The organism is Sulfitobacter aestuarii (assembly GCF_042685005.1).
GTDB lineage: Bacteria > Pseudomonadota > Alphaproteobacteria > Rhodobacterales > Rhodobacteraceae > Sulfitobacter > Sulfitobacter aestuarii.
Genome location: NZ_JBHUMP010000004.1, coordinates 86,375 through 100,228, shown reverse-complemented (window position 1 = coordinate 100,228; position 13,854 = coordinate 86,375). Strand labels below are relative to the sequence as shown.

At 64.5% G+C, this 13,854-nt stretch carries 11 protein-coding genes and 1 pseudogene; 6 read left to right on the top strand and 6 right to left on the bottom strand.

The annotated features are described in order from the left end of the window. Positions 1-79: 79 nt before the first annotated feature. The 3 genes from ACFSUD_RS06960 to ACFSUD_RS06950 are packed head-to-tail and all read right to left on the bottom strand — an operon-like array spanning position 80 to position 2,757. Complete coding sequence (locus tag ACFSUD_RS06960) at positions 80-1,018, bottom strand: pseudouridine-5'-phosphate glycosidase (protein ID WP_386372791.1); 939 nt, start codon at positions 1,016-1,018, stop codon at positions 80-82. Then, positions 1,015-1,899, bottom strand: a complete 885-nt coding sequence (locus ACFSUD_RS06955; RefSeq protein WP_386373008.1) for a PfkB family carbohydrate kinase — start codon at positions 1,897-1,899, stop codon at positions 1,015-1,017. Before ACFSUD_RS06955 ends, ACFSUD_RS06960 begins: the two co-directional genes overlap by 4 nt. Positions 1,900-1,941: 42 nt before the next feature. Then, positions 1,942-2,757: a DUF4198 domain-containing protein gene (locus ACFSUD_RS06950; RefSeq protein ID WP_386372789.1), complete on the bottom strand. Its 816-nt coding sequence runs from the start codon at positions 2,755-2,757 to the stop codon at positions 1,942-1,944. On the opposite strand from ACFSUD_RS06950, the pseudogene ACFSUD_RS06945 reads away from it, so the two are divergent. Further along, positions 2,756-4,090, top strand: a pseudogene (locus ACFSUD_RS06945) (HupE/UreJ family protein). The gene ACFSUD_RS06950 and the pseudogene ACFSUD_RS06945 sit on opposite strands and share 2 nt — an antisense overlap. Before the next feature lie 36 nt (positions 4,091-4,126). Here ACFSUD_RS06945 and ACFSUD_RS06940 read toward each other — a convergent pair. Then, complete coding sequence (locus tag ACFSUD_RS06940) at positions 4,127-4,747, bottom strand: thiamine phosphate synthase (RefSeq protein WP_386372787.1); 621 nt, start codon at positions 4,745-4,747, stop codon at positions 4,127-4,129. Between the two features lie 158 nt (positions 4,748-4,905). Between ACFSUD_RS06940 and ACFSUD_RS06935 the strand changes: the two genes are divergently transcribed. The 4 genes from ACFSUD_RS06935 to ACFSUD_RS06920 all read left to right on the top strand — a co-directional run bounded on the left by ACFSUD_RS06935 (position 4,906) and on the right by ACFSUD_RS06920 (position 9,022). Beyond that, positions 4,906-5,658, top strand: a complete 753-nt coding sequence (locus ACFSUD_RS06935) for an RNA methyltransferase (RefSeq protein ID WP_386372786.1) — start codon at positions 4,906-4,908, stop codon at positions 5,656-5,658. Positions 5,659-5,712: 54 nt separating this feature from the next. Further along, on the top strand, positions 5,713-6,867 hold the full coding sequence (ctaA, locus tag ACFSUD_RS06930; RefSeq protein ID WP_386372784.1) for a heme A synthase: 1,155 nt from the start codon (positions 5,713-5,715) through the stop codon (positions 6,865-6,867). Continuing rightward, a complete protein-coding gene (locus tag ACFSUD_RS06925; RefSeq protein WP_386372783.1) occupies positions 6,864-8,339 on the top strand; it encodes a carboxypeptidase M32 in 1,476 nt (491 codons plus the stop codon). Before ctaA ends, ACFSUD_RS06925 begins: the two co-directional genes overlap by 4 nt. Positions 8,340-8,677: 338 nt before the next feature. Then, positions 8,678-9,022: a hypothetical protein gene (locus ACFSUD_RS06920; protein ID WP_386372781.1), complete on the top strand. Its 345-nt coding sequence runs from the start codon at positions 8,678-8,680 to the stop codon at positions 9,020-9,022. A gap of 199 nt (positions 9,023-9,221) precedes the next feature. Here ACFSUD_RS06920 and gyrA read toward each other — a convergent pair whose 3' ends face one another. Further along, positions 9,222-11,975: a DNA gyrase subunit A gene (gene gyrA, locus ACFSUD_RS06915; protein ID WP_386372779.1), complete on the bottom strand. Its 2,754-nt coding sequence runs from the start codon at positions 11,973-11,975 to the stop codon at positions 9,222-9,224. Between the two features lie 189 nt (positions 11,976-12,164). Between gyrA and ACFSUD_RS06910 the strand changes: the two genes are divergently transcribed. Continuing rightward, positions 12,165-12,434, top strand: a complete 270-nt coding sequence (locus tag ACFSUD_RS06910; protein WP_386372777.1) for an usg protein — start codon at positions 12,165-12,167, stop codon at positions 12,432-12,434. 306 nt (positions 12,435-12,740) lie between these two features. Here the strand turns inward: ACFSUD_RS06910 and ACFSUD_RS06905 are convergent, their stop codons facing one another. Beyond that, positions 12,741-13,688 (bottom strand): radical SAM protein, encoded by a 948-nt coding sequence (locus ACFSUD_RS06905; protein ID WP_386372775.1) that lies wholly within the window; start codon positions 13,686-13,688, stop codon positions 12,741-12,743. Positions 13,689-13,854 lie beyond the last annotated feature (166 nt).

Genomic DNA, 13,854 nt, shown 5'->3' with positions numbered 1-13,854 from the left:
TGCGGGTCCGTATGGGGGTCAGATTACAGCTAAGCGCTTTGCCGCCCCGGCACAATCCCGCCGAATGTCCTGATGTCACTCATTTCTTCCTTGCCGGGGCGCTGGCGCTCAGGGCGATCGCAACCGCCGCGCCGAGCCGCGCATTGTTGCGCACCAGCGCGATATTGGCGGTGAGCGAGCGCCCTTCGGTCAGCTCGTAGATGCGCTGCAGCAGATAGGGGGTCACGCCCTTGCCCTTGATCTCGTGATGCGTGGCATCGGATTGGGCCTGGGCGATGATCGGGGCGAGCTCGTCGCGGCTGATTTCATCGGCCTCGGGGATCGGGTTGGCTATGAGCTGTCCGCCCGGCAGACCGAGCGCCGCACGCGCCCGGTGCGCCGCAGCCAGCGCCTCGGGATCGTCGAGCCGCAGCGGCGATTTCAGCGCCGACAGACGGCTCCAGAAGGCCGGGAAATGATCCTGCCCCACGGTGATCACCGGCACGCCCTGGGTTTCGAGCACTTCCAGCGTCTTGGGCACGTCGAGGATTGCCTTGGCACCCGCAGCGATCACGCTCACCGGGGTCTGCGCAAGCTCCATGAGATCCGCCGAGATGTCGAAATTCTCTTCCGCGCCCTTGTGGACCCCGCCGATGCCGCCGGTGGCGAAGACCTCGATCCCGGCTGCATGCGCCGCGATCATCGTCGCGGCCACGGTGGTGGCGCCGGTGCCCCCGGTGGCGATGCAGACGGCCATGTCGGCACGCGACAGTTTCGCCACGCCCTTGGCATTGGCCAGCGTCTCGAGCTCGTCGGCCTCGAGCCCGATGTGCAATTCCCCGTCGATCACCGCAATGGTGGCCGGAATCGCCCCGGCGGCGCGCACGTCCTCCTCGACCTGCCGCGCCACCTCGAGATTCTGCGGATAGGGCATGCCATGGGTGATGATGGTGCTTTCCAGCGCTACCAGCGGCGCGCCCTTGTCACGGGCTTCGGCGACTTCTTTGCTGAACCGCAGGGGCAGGGAGGGTCTGGTCATATCTTGGTTTCTCCGGAAACATAGAGGGCAGCGGCGCGCAGCGCCTCGGTCAGCGCGACCTCGGCTTGGGCGCCGCGCAATTCGGCCGCGATATGCGCGGCCATGAAAGTATCGCCGGCCCCGGTCACCCGCGCAACATGCACCGGCGGCGGCGCCTGGGTGATCACGCCTTCGGGACCGCCGACGCTGACGGGATTGCCGCCGTCGGTGACGATGGCCCGGCGCACGCCGCGCGCCAGCAGCCCTTCGGCAGCAGCACGGGAGGTCTCGAAACCGCTTTGACAGAGCAGCCCGGCCTCCTCGAGATTGACATAGAGCGTGCCGCGCCCCGATTGCATGAAGGGCGAGAGCCGCAGGGCCTTGCCCGGCGAGGCCGGCGCGATGCGCAGATCGGCCTCTGCCAGCAGCGGGCTGGCGGCGATTCCGGCGAGCAGGTCGAGCGTCAGGTTGCCATCGAGCGCCACCGCGCCGCGATAGGGCCGCGGCAGGCTGCCATCGGTCAGCGGCAGCAGGATCTTGTCGCCCGCCGCCTCCAGCGAATGGGCATCGGCAATCGCCGCGATCAGCCCGTTGGACCCTTCGACGGCCATGTAACGGTCGGTCGGCAGATCCTCGGAGCGATAGACGAGATCGGTGGTCAGCCCGCGCAGAGCGCAGGCCGCGATCAGCTCATCGCCCTCCGCATCGCGCCCCACGGCGGTGAGCAGGGCCGGATGCAGCCCGAAACGCGCCAGCGCCATGCCGATGTTGAGCGCCACGCCGCCGGGCAGGCGACTGATCCGCCCCGGCATGTCCGAGCCCTGGCGCATCGCCGCCTCGCTGCGGCCGATCACGTCCCAGAGCACCGAACCGATGCATAATATGTCAGGTGTTGCCGTCATGTCCGACATGTATCTCTGCTGCCGCGCCACAAGCAAGCACCCTTATCGCGGCACCGCGAAGGTGAGCGAGGCCCAGAGCGTTTCCCAAAGCGGCGCCCCCGGCTCCGCGCCCGCCTCGGGCGCCGGGCGCAGCAGGACCGCATCGACGAGATAGGTGATGCCGCGCTCCACCGGGAATTGCGCCAGACCGGCGGCGTCTGTTGTGTATTTGCGGATCGTGACCTCCGAGGTCTTCGCACGCGCATAGACCTCGATCTGCGCCGCTTCCCTCGGCACACCCTGATAGCTCAGCGAAACCCGCATCACCCCGTCGAAATCCGCCGCATAGGGATTGCTGAGCGCGGTGATTTCCGTCTCGAGCCCCAGTGGCTGATCGCTGCCCTCACCCGTACCGACGGCGATCAGCGCCTTTGAATGGCGAGTGTAGCTCTCCTTGAACCGATCCCGCGGAAAACCCGCCGCGATATGCGCCTCGATCACGGTGTCGAAATCCTTGTGCTCGGCGAAGGAGACGAACTTTTCCCAATCGTCATAGGTCACGCTGCTCGGAGCCGCCTCATGTACCACGCCGAGCAGCCCGTCGTCGGCAGGCGCGGGGATATCCAGCGCGGGAACATCGCCGCTGCGGGCTTCGATCTGGGTGATCTCGCCGCCGAAGGACAGCCCGAAACGCGTGGTGCTGCGGTCGAAATAGGCCAGCGTACGGCCCTCGAAATGCTCGCCGTTGCGCAGGTTCACCGTGATATTCTCGCCCGGCGCGACTTGATACTGCCGCGCTTCGAGCCAAAACTCATGTCCATGGACCGGCGATGCTGCAATAAGACCGGCAATGAGAAAACTGATGCGGGGCAGGTACATAATGCGGTCTTTCTTGACGTTTCTTTCGAAACTGACCTTGGTGGTGATATTGTCAAGTGCGCTGAGCGGCGCGCCGGACCGGGCGGGTGCCCATGAATTGCAGCCCACCATCGCCGATTTCGAGGTGACGCAAGGCGCCGCGCGTCTCGACCTGCGCATCAATCTGGATGCCTTTCTCGCCGGGATCGACCTTGACGGGCTTGAGGACACCAACGAGGCCGATGAGGCCGGGGATTACGACGCCCTGCGCGCTCTGCCTGCCGAAACGGTCGCCGCCCGGGCGTCGCGGCTGCTGGCAGGCTGGAACGCGTTGCCTTTGCTGACGGTCGAAGGCCGTCCGGTGCCGCTTGCAACGGTCGCGCTGGATTTGCCGCAGGATGTGCCCGAAGACCAGCCGCGCATCGCACAATGGCACCTGCGCGGCGCGGTGCCGAAGGACGCCCGGGTGATACAGATGAACTGGCCTGCCGGAAGCGGTGCCATGGTGCTGCGCCAGCAGGGTGTCTAGGAGCCTTTCACCGGCTATCTCGACGGCGGCGAGACCAGTCCCGAGATCGCCCTGGGCGGCGGGGATGCACAGGGCGGCTGGCAGAGTTTCCTCGCTTACATCCCCGTCGGTTTCGACCATATCCTGCCCAAGGGACTCGATCATATCCTCTTCGTGCTCGGGCTGTTCTTCCTCTCGACCCGTCTGCGGCCGCTGATCTGGCAGGTCTCGGCCTTCACCCTCGCGCATACTGTCACGCTCGCACTGGGGGCGATGGGCTGGATCTCCATCCCGGCGAGCGTCGTCGAGCCGCTGATCGCCGCCTCGATCACCTATGTCGCGATCGAGAATATCCTGACCTCGGGGCTGAGCCCATGGCGGCCGCTGGTGATTTTCGGCTTCGGATTGTTGCATGGGCTCGGATTCGCGTCGGTGCTGGCGGAGTTCGGTCTCCCGACGGCGCAGTTCCTGCCCGCGCTGATCGGCTTCAACATCGGCGTCGAGCTGGGCCAGCTCACGGTGATCGCCGTTATGGCGCTCTGCGTCTGGCAGGCCGTGCGTGTGAGCCGCGGGCAGGCCGGGACGAGGGGCGCGCGGCTGCTCTATGCCGGGCTGGGCCTTCTCGCGGTTGCGCTGGCCTTCGTGCCGCTGCCTGGCCTCGCGGCGCTACTCGACGCACCGGTGGCGCTGTTCGCGCTGCCGCTGGCCGGGGTGTTCCTGGCCTGTCTGGCGCAGGTGAGCCGACGTCCCGACCCGGCCGGCTATCGCCGCTTCGTCGCAGTCCCGGCCTCGGGGGCGATCGCCCTTGTCGGCGCCTATTGGTTCGTCGAACGGGTATTCCTGTGAAGCATCGGGGCGGCCGCCGGGCCGCCCCGCCGGGGGTCAGCCCATGGCCTTGATCAGCGCGGCAAGCGTTTCGGCGGGGTTTTCATGGCGCCAGATCTCCTCGCCGATGCCGAAGAAGTCGGTATAGGGGGCGAGGGCACGGATCTGCGCCTCGTCAAGCGCACCCTCGGCCACCACCGGGACTTCGATCACCTCGGACCACCATTGAAACAGATCGGCCTCGGCAAAGCTGCCGTCATCGAGCCCGCTGCCCTGCACCGGACCGAAGCTGATGTAATCTGCCCCGGCCTCTCCCGCGGCCATGCCGTCATGCCGCGACCCGCCGCAGAAGGAGCCGACGATCGCATCCTCGCCCAGCGTCTTGCGGGCATGGCGCACCGAGCGCGCCGCATCGCCCAGATGCACGCCATCGAGCCCGAGCCGCTCGGCCAGCAGCGAATGATCCGAGATCACCAGCGCCACGTCGCGGGCATGGGTCACCTCGCGCAGCGTATCGGCGGCGCGTGACAGGCGGTCTTCGTCGCGGGTGGCGAGCGCCAGACGGACGCAGGCGACGGGATGGGCATCAAGGACCGCGGCAAGCTGCGCGGGGAACTGGCTGAGCTCGATCTCGGGCGGGGTGATCAGGTAGATCTGCGGCTGTTCGGGGGCGTCCATGGGAGAAGGTCCTTCAGATGTTTGTCCTCGTGACTAGCGGATGGGTGCGGAAAAGAAAACGGATATGGCACGGCGGCGGCCGCCGGGAGATCGAATTTTGCGCGAGGCCATGCAGCGCGCACATTGCGCGGGTCTTCGCCGCAGCGTAAGAGGCGGCCATGACTGATCGACAGAGCACACCCGCCATTCCCGCCTTCGTCCTGGTGCGTCCGCAAATGGGCGAGAATATCGGCGCGGCAGCGCGGGCGATGTGGAACTTCGGTCTCGATCACATGCGCATCGTCGCGCCGCGCGACGGCTGGCCGAACCCTTCCGCCGTGGCCCTGGCCTCCGGCGCGGGGCGCTTGCTGGACGAGGCGCTGCTCTGTGCGGACCTGCCCGAAGCGCTGGCCGATTGCACCTTCACCTTCGCCACCACCGCGCGCAGCCGTGATCTGACGAAACCGGTCTACAGCCCCGAAGCGGCAATGCAGCTTGCCGCACAGAAGATTGCGGCTGGAGAACGCATCGCCGTGCTGTTCGGGCCCGAACGGGCCGGGCTGGAAAACGCCGATGTGGCGCAGGCCAATGCGCTGATCTCGGTGCCGGTCAACCCGCAATTCGCCTCGCTCAATCTCGCGCAATGCGTGCTGCTGACAGGTTATGAATGGATGCGCGCCAGCAGCGATGTGGCGCCGCGCAGCGACGAGATGGCGGGCACCGACTGGGCGCAGCACCGTGAGGTCGAGGCGCTGGCCCGTCACTACGAGGACCGGCTCGACGAGGCGGGGTTCTTCTTTCCCGAGCACAAGGTCACGTCGATGAAGACCAACCTGCGCAACATGTGGTCACGCCTGCCGCTGACCCGTGCGGATGCGCAGATGCTGCATGGCATGATGCGGCAAATGGTGCGCTGGAAAGAGCGCGACTAGACCTTCGCGCGCCCTTGCCCTACCTATCGGCAAGTCAAGAAGAGAGGGCGCGGCATGGCGGAAAAACGCAAATTGTTCGAGGAAGTCGGCGAGGCTCAGCCCGCACGGCCCGTGGCGCAGACCGGCACGATCGACCGTGGCCGCGGCGGGGCGCGCGGCGCGATCCGGGTCTGGCTGTTCCTGCTCTTTGCACTGGTCTTCGTGATGATCGCCGTTGGCGGCGCGACCCGGCTCACCGACAGCGGATTGTCGATCACCGAATGGAAGCCGGTCACCGGGGCGCTGCCGCCGATGAACGAGGCCAACTGGCAGAGCGAATTCGCTAAATATCAGGAGATTGACCAGTTTCAGGAAATGCATTCCTGGATGCAGCTTGCTGATTTCAAACGTATTTACTGGTGGGAATGGGGCCATCGCCAACTGGGCCGGGTGATCGGCATTGTCTGGGCGCTCGGGTTCCTGTGGTTCCTGATCCGGCGACAGATCCCGGCGGGCTGGCACAGGCGGCTGCTGCTGCTCGGCGCGCTCGGCGGCGCGCAGGGCGCGATCGGCTGGTGGATGGTGTCATCGGGCGTAACCAGCGGGGCCCGGGTGACCCATGTGGCGAGCTATCGTCTGGCGACGCATCTCGGCCTGGCCTTCGTCATCCTCGGGGTGATCACCTGGTATGCGATGCTGCTCGGGCGCAGCGAACGTGACCTGATGCAGGCGCGCCGTGCCAAGGAGCGCAAGCAATACGGGCTCGCGACCGGGCTCTTGCATCTGGCCTTCCTGCAGATCCTGATCGGCGCGCTGGTGGCCGGGATCGACGCGGGGCGCTATTTCGTCGACTGGCCGCTGATGCAGGGCCAGTTCTTCCCGCCCGATGCTTTCGAGATCGAGCCGCTGTGGCGCAATTTCTTCGAAAATCCCGGATTGGTGCAGTTCATGCACCGGATGGTCGGCTATCTGCTCTTCGCCTTCGGCATCGTCGTATGGCTGCGCGGTCGCCGCTCGGTGCATCCGCAGACCCGCTTCGCCTTCAATGCGGCCTTTGTGGCGCTTGCGCTGCAGGTCGTGCTGGGGATCGCCACCGTGCTCTATGCCGCGCCGGTGCATATCGCACTGACCCATCAGGCACTGGCGGTGGTGTTTTTCGTGCTGATCCTGCGGGCGCGTTTCCTCAGCGCCTATCCGATTCCCGCATCGCTGCGAGGTAAGCTAGCATGAGCGCCTATGACGAATTGATGGCCTTTCAAAGGGAGACCGAGGCGTTGGCGCAGATTGCCGGGCGGCTGGGTTGGGATCAGGAAACGGTGATGCCGCGCGGCGCCGCGCCGCAACGGGGCGAGGAGATGGCCGCCATCGAGGGCGTGCTCCATGCGCGTCGCATGGCCCCGCAGGTCGGCGAATGGCTCGCCACCATCGACCCGGATCGCCTTGACGATGTGGCACGCGCGCAGCTCCGTCACATCCGTCGTGATTTCGACCGCGCCACCAAGGTTCCGGCGGCGCTGGCCGCACGGATCGCGCGGGTGACCAGCCAGGCGCAGGGCAGCTGGGCCGAGGCTCGGGCCGCGGATGATTTCGCCGCCTTCGCCCCGGTACTGGCCGAAGTCGTGGCTCTGAAACGCGAAGAGGGGCAGGCGCTGGCCAATGGCGGCGATGTCTATGACGCGATGCTGGCCGATTACGAGCCCGGCACCAGCGGCGCGGATCTGCAGGCGATGTTCGGCGCGCTGCGTCCCGAGCTGACCGCCCTGCGTGCCGCCGTCCGAGAGGCCGAAGCACCGCCCATCCTAGAGGGCGTGTTTGACGAATCCGCGCAGATGAAGCTGACCCGTCAGCTCGCCAGGACCTTCGGCTATGACATGAGCCGTGGCCGGGTCGACAAGGCGGTGCATCCCTTCTCCTCGGGCTCCGGGCTCGATGTGCGGATCACCACCCGGACCAACGCGATTGACCCGTTCAACTGCTTCTATTCGACGATTCACGAGGTCGGCCATGGCGCCTATGAACAGAATATCGACCACGCCTATCTGCTGACGCCACTGGGGCAGGGCGTGTCGATGGGCGTGCATGAAAGCCAGAGCCGGATCTACGAGAACCAGCTCGGCCGCAGCCGCGCCTTCACCTCCTGGCTCTACGCTCAGATGCGCGATGCTTTCGGCGATTTCGGCGTGGCCGATGCGGAAACCTTCTATCGCATCGTGAACCGGGTTTCGGACGGGTTCATCCGCACAGAAGCCGACGAGCTGCAATACAATCTGCATGTGCTCATGCGGCTCGATCTCGAACGCGCGCTGATGCGTGGCGATCTGCTGGTCGATGACCTCGAAAGTGCATGGAACGAGCGGTTCGAGGCCGATTTCGGCTTTCCGGTGGATCGCCCCTCTAACGGCGTGTTGCAGGATGTGCATTGGTCGGTCGGGCTGTTCGGCTATTTCCCGACCTACAGCCTCGGCAATGTCTATGCCGGTTGCCTCTACGAGGCGCTGCGCCGGGCGGTGCCGACGCTCGATGATGACCTCGCCCAGGGCGACACCAGCAGCGCCACCGGCTGGCTGCGGCAGAATGTGCAAACCCACGGCGGGCTTTATGAACCGCGTGACACCATCGCGCGGGCTTGCGGAAAGACACCCGACGAAGCGCCGCTGCTGGGTTATCTCAAGGCCAAATTCTCCGATCTCTACAGGCTTTGAAACGGGTTGGATTCGCAGCGGCTCGCGGGGCGGTGCTCCGCGAGCCGCTGCCGCGAATCCATTGCGGTTTCGGCAGGCCGCTTTTGCATGTTTTGTAGGCGTTTCGCGGCTATTTTCACCGTCTCGCCCGCATGCAGGTGGGCCCGTGGCAGGAATGTCGCGCAATAATACGCTCTAATGCGCTTCTGCTCAGGAACCAATTGCAAGTTGATCGGTTCGATAATAACGTGAGCGCGTGTCGCAGGCCAAGCTTTGGGAATTCCAACTTTGAAAGCCCGGCTTGGCCGTCGCGAGATTGAGAATTGAAGATTTGAGCCAGATTACGGGAGTAGGCCAAGATGAAAATGATGATGACAGCAATCGCTGCAGTCGCGCTGAGCGCAGGCGTTGCATCGGCACAGACCACCACGCAGGAAGCCGTCCTTGGCACCTCCGACGATCCGGTCTATTCGGTTCAGGTACAGGGCGCCAATGGCGTGATCTATAACTGCAAGCCTGAAATCGTCGTGGTTGACGGCGTGCGTGCGCGTCCCTGCCTGGCTGCGGGCGGCAATGCTGGCCTCTTCGCCGCAGGCGCAGGCGTGACCGGCGCCGGTGCCGCTGCTGCAGCGGGCGTTCTGGCCCTGGTCGCTCTCGCCGCCAGCGATGACGACGACTCCACCAGCACTTCGACAACCGATTGATCGCACACCCGCGCGCCCCGGCGCCGGGACGACCCTAAAGTTGAAATGACGCGGCTCCCGGAAACGGGGGCCGCGTTTCCTGTTGGCAAGGTGCAGTGCAGTTAGAATTTGGCTTTGACCGTGCTTCGGCGGTCAGAAACGCGAAAGGGCCGCGTCGGCGGCCCTTTCCAATCCCATCCAGTCACGTTGGACCCGCGCGTTATTCCACGTCTTCGGCTTCCGGCAGATCGCCATTGTCGCCCTGATCGGCGATCCAAGCCACGCTGACCACTTCCTCGCCCTTGCCGGTGTTGAAGACCCGAACCCCCCCGGCGCTGCGCGAGCGGAAAGAGATTCCCTCGACCGGCACCCGGATCGATTGGCCCCGCGACGTGGCGAGCATGATCTGATCGTCCATCTCGACCGGGAAGGAAGCGACGATCTCGCCGCCACGCATCGCCTTGTCCATCGCCGTAACACCGAGCCCGCCACGCCCGCGCACCGGATAGTCATGGCTGCTGCTGAGCTTGCCCGCACCCTTGGCGGTGATCGTCAGGATCAGGTTCTCCGCTGCCGACATCTCCACATAACGCTCGTTGGAGAAATTCGGATCGGCCGGGGCCTCTTCCTCCTCGCCCTCGGTCTCGTCCGCGATCCCGGCCATGGCGCGGCGCATCTTGAGATAGGCGGTACGCTCTTCGGAAGTGGCATCGAAATGGCGGATGATCGACATCGACACGACGCGGTCATCCCCGTGCAGCCGGATGCCCCGCACCCCGACGGAGGCGCGCGAGTTGAACACCCGCACGTCGCTCGCAGGGAAGCGGATGGCCCGGCCCGAATTGGTGACCAGCATCACGTCGTCGTCGTTCGAGGCGATGCGCGCATTGATCAGGGTCGTCTCCGCATGTTCGTCCTCGAACTTCATCGCGATCTTGCCATTGCGCATGACATTGGTGAAATCGCTCAGCTTGTTGCGCCGCACCGTGCCCGCGGACGTGGCAAAGACAACCTGCAGGTCGTCCCATTCCTTCTCGTCGCGATCCACCGGCATGATCGCCGCGATCGACACGCCGACCGGGATCGGCAGGATGTTGACGATCGCCTTGCCCTTCGAGGTGCGCCCGCCCTGCGGCAAACGCCATGTCTTGAGCTTGTAGACCATGCCGTCGGTGGTGAAGAACAGCAGCTGGGTATGGGTATTGGCCACGAAGAGCGTGGTAACCACATCCTCTTCCTTGGTCTGCATGCCCGACACACCCTTGCCGCCGCGGCGCTGGCTGCGGAAATCGGCGAGAGGGGTGCGCTTGATATAGCCGCCGGAGGTCACGGTCACGACCATGTCCTCGCGCGCGATCAGGTCCTCGTCCTCCATGTCGCCGGACCAGTCGACGATCTCGGTGCGGCGCGGCACCGCGAAGAGCTCGCGCACTTCGCGCAGCTCGTCGGCAATGATTCCCATGATCCGCTCGCGCGAACCGAGGATCTCGAGATATTCCTTGATCTTGCCCGCCAGCTCTTCAAGCTCGTCGGTGACTTCCTTGACGCCGATCTGGGTCAGCCGCTGCAGGCGCAGCTCCAGAATTGCCCGGGCCTGTGTTTCCGACAGGTTATAGGTGCCGTCATCATTGGCGGTATGGGTCGGATCGTCGATCAGCGCGATATAGGGCAGGATGTCCCGCGCAGGCCAGCGCCGGGTCATCAGCTTTTCACGCGCTTCGGCGGCGTCAGCGGAGGCGCGGATTGTCGCCACGATCTCATCGATATTGGTCACGGCCACGGCGAGACCGCAGAGGATATGGCTGCGTTCGCGGGCCTTGCGCAGCAGATAGGCGGTGCGCCGCGCGACCACGTCCTCGCGGAAATCGATGAAACAGGTCAGGAAGCGGCGCAGCGTCAGCGTCTCGGGGCGACCGCCATTCAGCGCCAGCATGTTGCAGCCGAAATAGGTCTGCAGCGGCGTGAAGCGATAGAGCTGGTTCATCACCACTTCGGCGGTGGCATCGCGCTTCAGCTCGATGACCACGCGCACGCCGTTGCGGTCGCTCTCGTCCTGCACATGGGCGATGCCCTCGATCTTCTTGTCGCGGGCCTGTTCGGCGATCTTCTCGATCATCGTGGCCTTGTTCACCTGATAGGGAATCTCGTCGACGATGATGGCGAAGCGGTCCTTGCGGATCTCCTCGACCCGCGTCTTGGCGCGGATGATGACGCTGCCACGCCCCTCCAGATAGGCTTTGCGCGCGCCAGAGCGGCCGAGCATGATGCCCCCGGTGGGGAAATCCGGTCCGGGCACATAATCGATCAATTGTTCGGAAGTCAGGTCCGGATCCTCGATCAGCGCCAGCGTCGCATCCACGACCTCGCCGAGGTTATGCGGCGGGATGTTGGTCGCCATGCCGACGGCAATGCCGCCCGCGCCGTTGACCAGCATATTCGGGAAACGCGCCGGGAGCACGCTCGGCTCCTTCTGCTTGCCGTCGTAATTGTCCTGGAAGTCGACAGTATCCTTGTCGATATCGGCCAGCAGATAGGCGGCGGGTCTGTCCATCCGCACTTCGGTATAGCGCATGGCGGCGGGGTTATCGCCATCCATCGAACCGAAGTTTCCCTGACCGTCGAGCAGCGGCAGCGACATCGAGAAATCCTGCGCCATCCGCACCAGCGCGTCATAGATCGCGCTGTCGCCATGCGGGTGGTACTGACCCATCACGTCGCCGACCGGGCGGGCCGACTTGCGGTAGGATTTGTCATGGGTGTTGCCGGTCTCGTGCATCGCATAGAGGATCCGCCGGTGCACCGGCTTCAACCCGTCGCGCAGGTCCGGGATCGCCCGGCTGACGATGACCGACATGGCATAGTCGAGATAGGACGTGCGCATCTCGTGTTCGATGCTCACCGTCGGCCCGTCGTAGATCGGCCGATCCGGCAAGTTTTCGTCTGCGTTTTCGGGGGGTTCCGGCGTATCGTTCACGTCATCTGCCTAGCTTGGGAAGGTTCTATATCTTGCGGTTTTCTATAGCAGCTTGGGCATATCGGGTGCAATGCCTGTGGCAGAAACGCACTGGCAGCAATCCGCTGTGATTGCTAACATACTGTTATAATTGAAAAGTAAAAAATATCCGTCAAGCTGGTCCTATAGCGGCTGCAAAGGAGGCGCAAGATGCTCCGTTCAGAAACCGAGCTGATGCTCAAGGGGTACGGTCTGACCACGGCGGAATTCTTCTATCACATGCCCGATTACACGCATGTCCTGAACTCCTTCGTCTGGCAGGAATACGATATCGCCCCGGATCATCCGAAACTGTTCGAATTCGTCGAATTCTGGCGCAAGGAGATCGAGGGGCCGCTCCATTCGGTCCGATTTACCCATCGCAAGATGCTGTCCTCGGGGGAGTGGCGCAATGTGAAAGGGGAGTTCGTGCTGCATTGAGAAGGTGAGGAGGGGTCATACCCGACCTCGAGCCGGTGACCTCTCCCGCCAAGGGCACCCCGTCCAAGACGCGCTTCGTTTTGGCGTCATACCCGGCCACGCGCCGGGTACCTCTCTCCGAGGGCACCCCGTCCAAGACGCCCTTCGTTTTGGCGTCATACCCGGCCTCGAGCCGGGTACCCCTCTCCGAGGGCACCCCGTCCAAGACGCGCACTCCATCGGCGTCATACTCGGCCTCAAGCCGAGTATCTCCCCCCGGGAAGTACCCCTTCAAGACCCGCGCTCCATCTGTAACAGATGCTCGGCTCAGGCCGAGCACTTCGCGCCGCCTAGGACGCAGAATTTTGCGCAATGGGGGTGGTTGAGGGCGACGTCCTTCTCGGCCTCCGCCAATGTCTCGCCCAGTTCGAATTCCGGCGCATAGGGCAGCAGCGTGCAGGCCAGCACGGCCGGCCTGTCCGCCCCCTTGCGCTTGACAACCATCCGCGAGGAGGCGCACATCACGCTGTCGGGCGATTTGCCGAGGATGTCCCAGCACTCACCGGTGATTTCCGGCACGTCGACGGTCTCGTCCATCTCCGGAAACAGCACGGTCATGCCGGGATCCCGCGCGTCGATGTCAAAGCCGTGTTCCGCGAAAAACGCGGCATAGCCCGCGCGGCTCTCGGCATCGCTGTCCCCAAAGGCGGAGCGCCCCGCCACCGCCATGCGCAGATCGTTGTCGCGCAGCCAGCACATGCCCGCCAGTGTCTTCTCGAACGCCCCGGCGCCGCGCTCGCGGTCATGCAGATCGGCGCGGAAGTGATCGACCGAGATCCGCAGGGTGAGCCGACCCGGATAGGCATCCCGCAGGCGCAGCAGACCGCGCTGCATGGCATTGCGCATCATCGGTCGCATGGCATTGGTCAGGATCAGCACATCGAAACCGCGCTTCAGCGCCGCCTCGGCCATCTCGATCATCTGAGGATTCATGAAGGGCTCGCCGCCGGTGAAGGCGATCTCGCGCACCGGCCAGTTGCGGACCTCGATCTGATCGAGATAATCCTCGACCTCGGCCGTGGTGATATAGACCAACGCATCATTGCTCGGACTCGACGCGATATAGCAGTTCACGCATTCGATATTGCACAGCGTGCCAGTGTTGAACCACAGCGTCTGCGCCGCGCGCAGCGACACCCGGGCGCGCGTCTCTCCGGTCGCGGTGACGTGCGGATCTTCAAATTTGCCGATATTTGCGTCCTGCAAATCTTTCATGCTTGGTCCTTGTGTCCTGCTACTCAATATTGTCACTTGTGCTAGGATATGGCGCAGCACAGGAAAAGGCCAAGCACGGGCACGCACCTTCTTGTGATGCGGGCGTGACGGTGCGTAGGGTAAAGATAATCAAGGGGCTAGCCCGGGTCAGGGCAGGGGAGATTGC

Coding starts and splice junctions, on each gene's coding strand:
- ACFSUD_RS06960 (WP_386372791.1), bottom strand. CDS start 1,018: ATGACCAGACCCTCCCTGCCCCTGCGGTTCAGCAAAGAAGTCGCCGAA.
- ACFSUD_RS06920 (WP_386372781.1), top strand. CDS start 8,678: ATGAAAATGATGATGACAGCAATCGCTGCAGTCGCGCTGAGCGCAGGC.
- ctaA (WP_386372784.1), top strand. CDS start 5,713: ATGGCGGAAAAACGCAAATTGTTCGAGGAAGTCGGCGAGGCTCAGCCC.
- ACFSUD_RS06925 (WP_386372783.1), top strand. CDS start 6,864: ATGAGCGCCTATGACGAATTGATGGCCTTTCAAAGGGAGACCGAGGCG.
- ACFSUD_RS06940 (WP_386372787.1), bottom strand. CDS start 4,747: ATGGACGCCCCCGAACAGCCGCAGATCTACCTGATCACCCCGCCCGAG.
- ACFSUD_RS06905 (WP_386372775.1), bottom strand. CDS start 13,688: ATGAAAGATTTGCAGGACGCAAATATCGGCAAATTTGAAGATCCGCAC.
- ACFSUD_RS06935 (WP_386372786.1), top strand. CDS start 4,906: ATGACTGATCGACAGAGCACACCCGCCATTCCCGCCTTCGTCCTGGTG.
- ACFSUD_RS06910 (WP_386372777.1), top strand. CDS start 12,165: ATGCTCCGTTCAGAAACCGAGCTGATGCTCAAGGGGTACGGTCTGACC.
- ACFSUD_RS06950 (WP_386372789.1), bottom strand. CDS start 2,757: ATGTACCTGCCCCGCATCAGTTTTCTCATTGCCGGTCTTATTGCAGCA.
- ACFSUD_RS06955 (WP_386373008.1), bottom strand. CDS start 1,899: ATGACGGCAACACCTGACATATTATGCATCGGTTCGGTGCTCTGGGAC.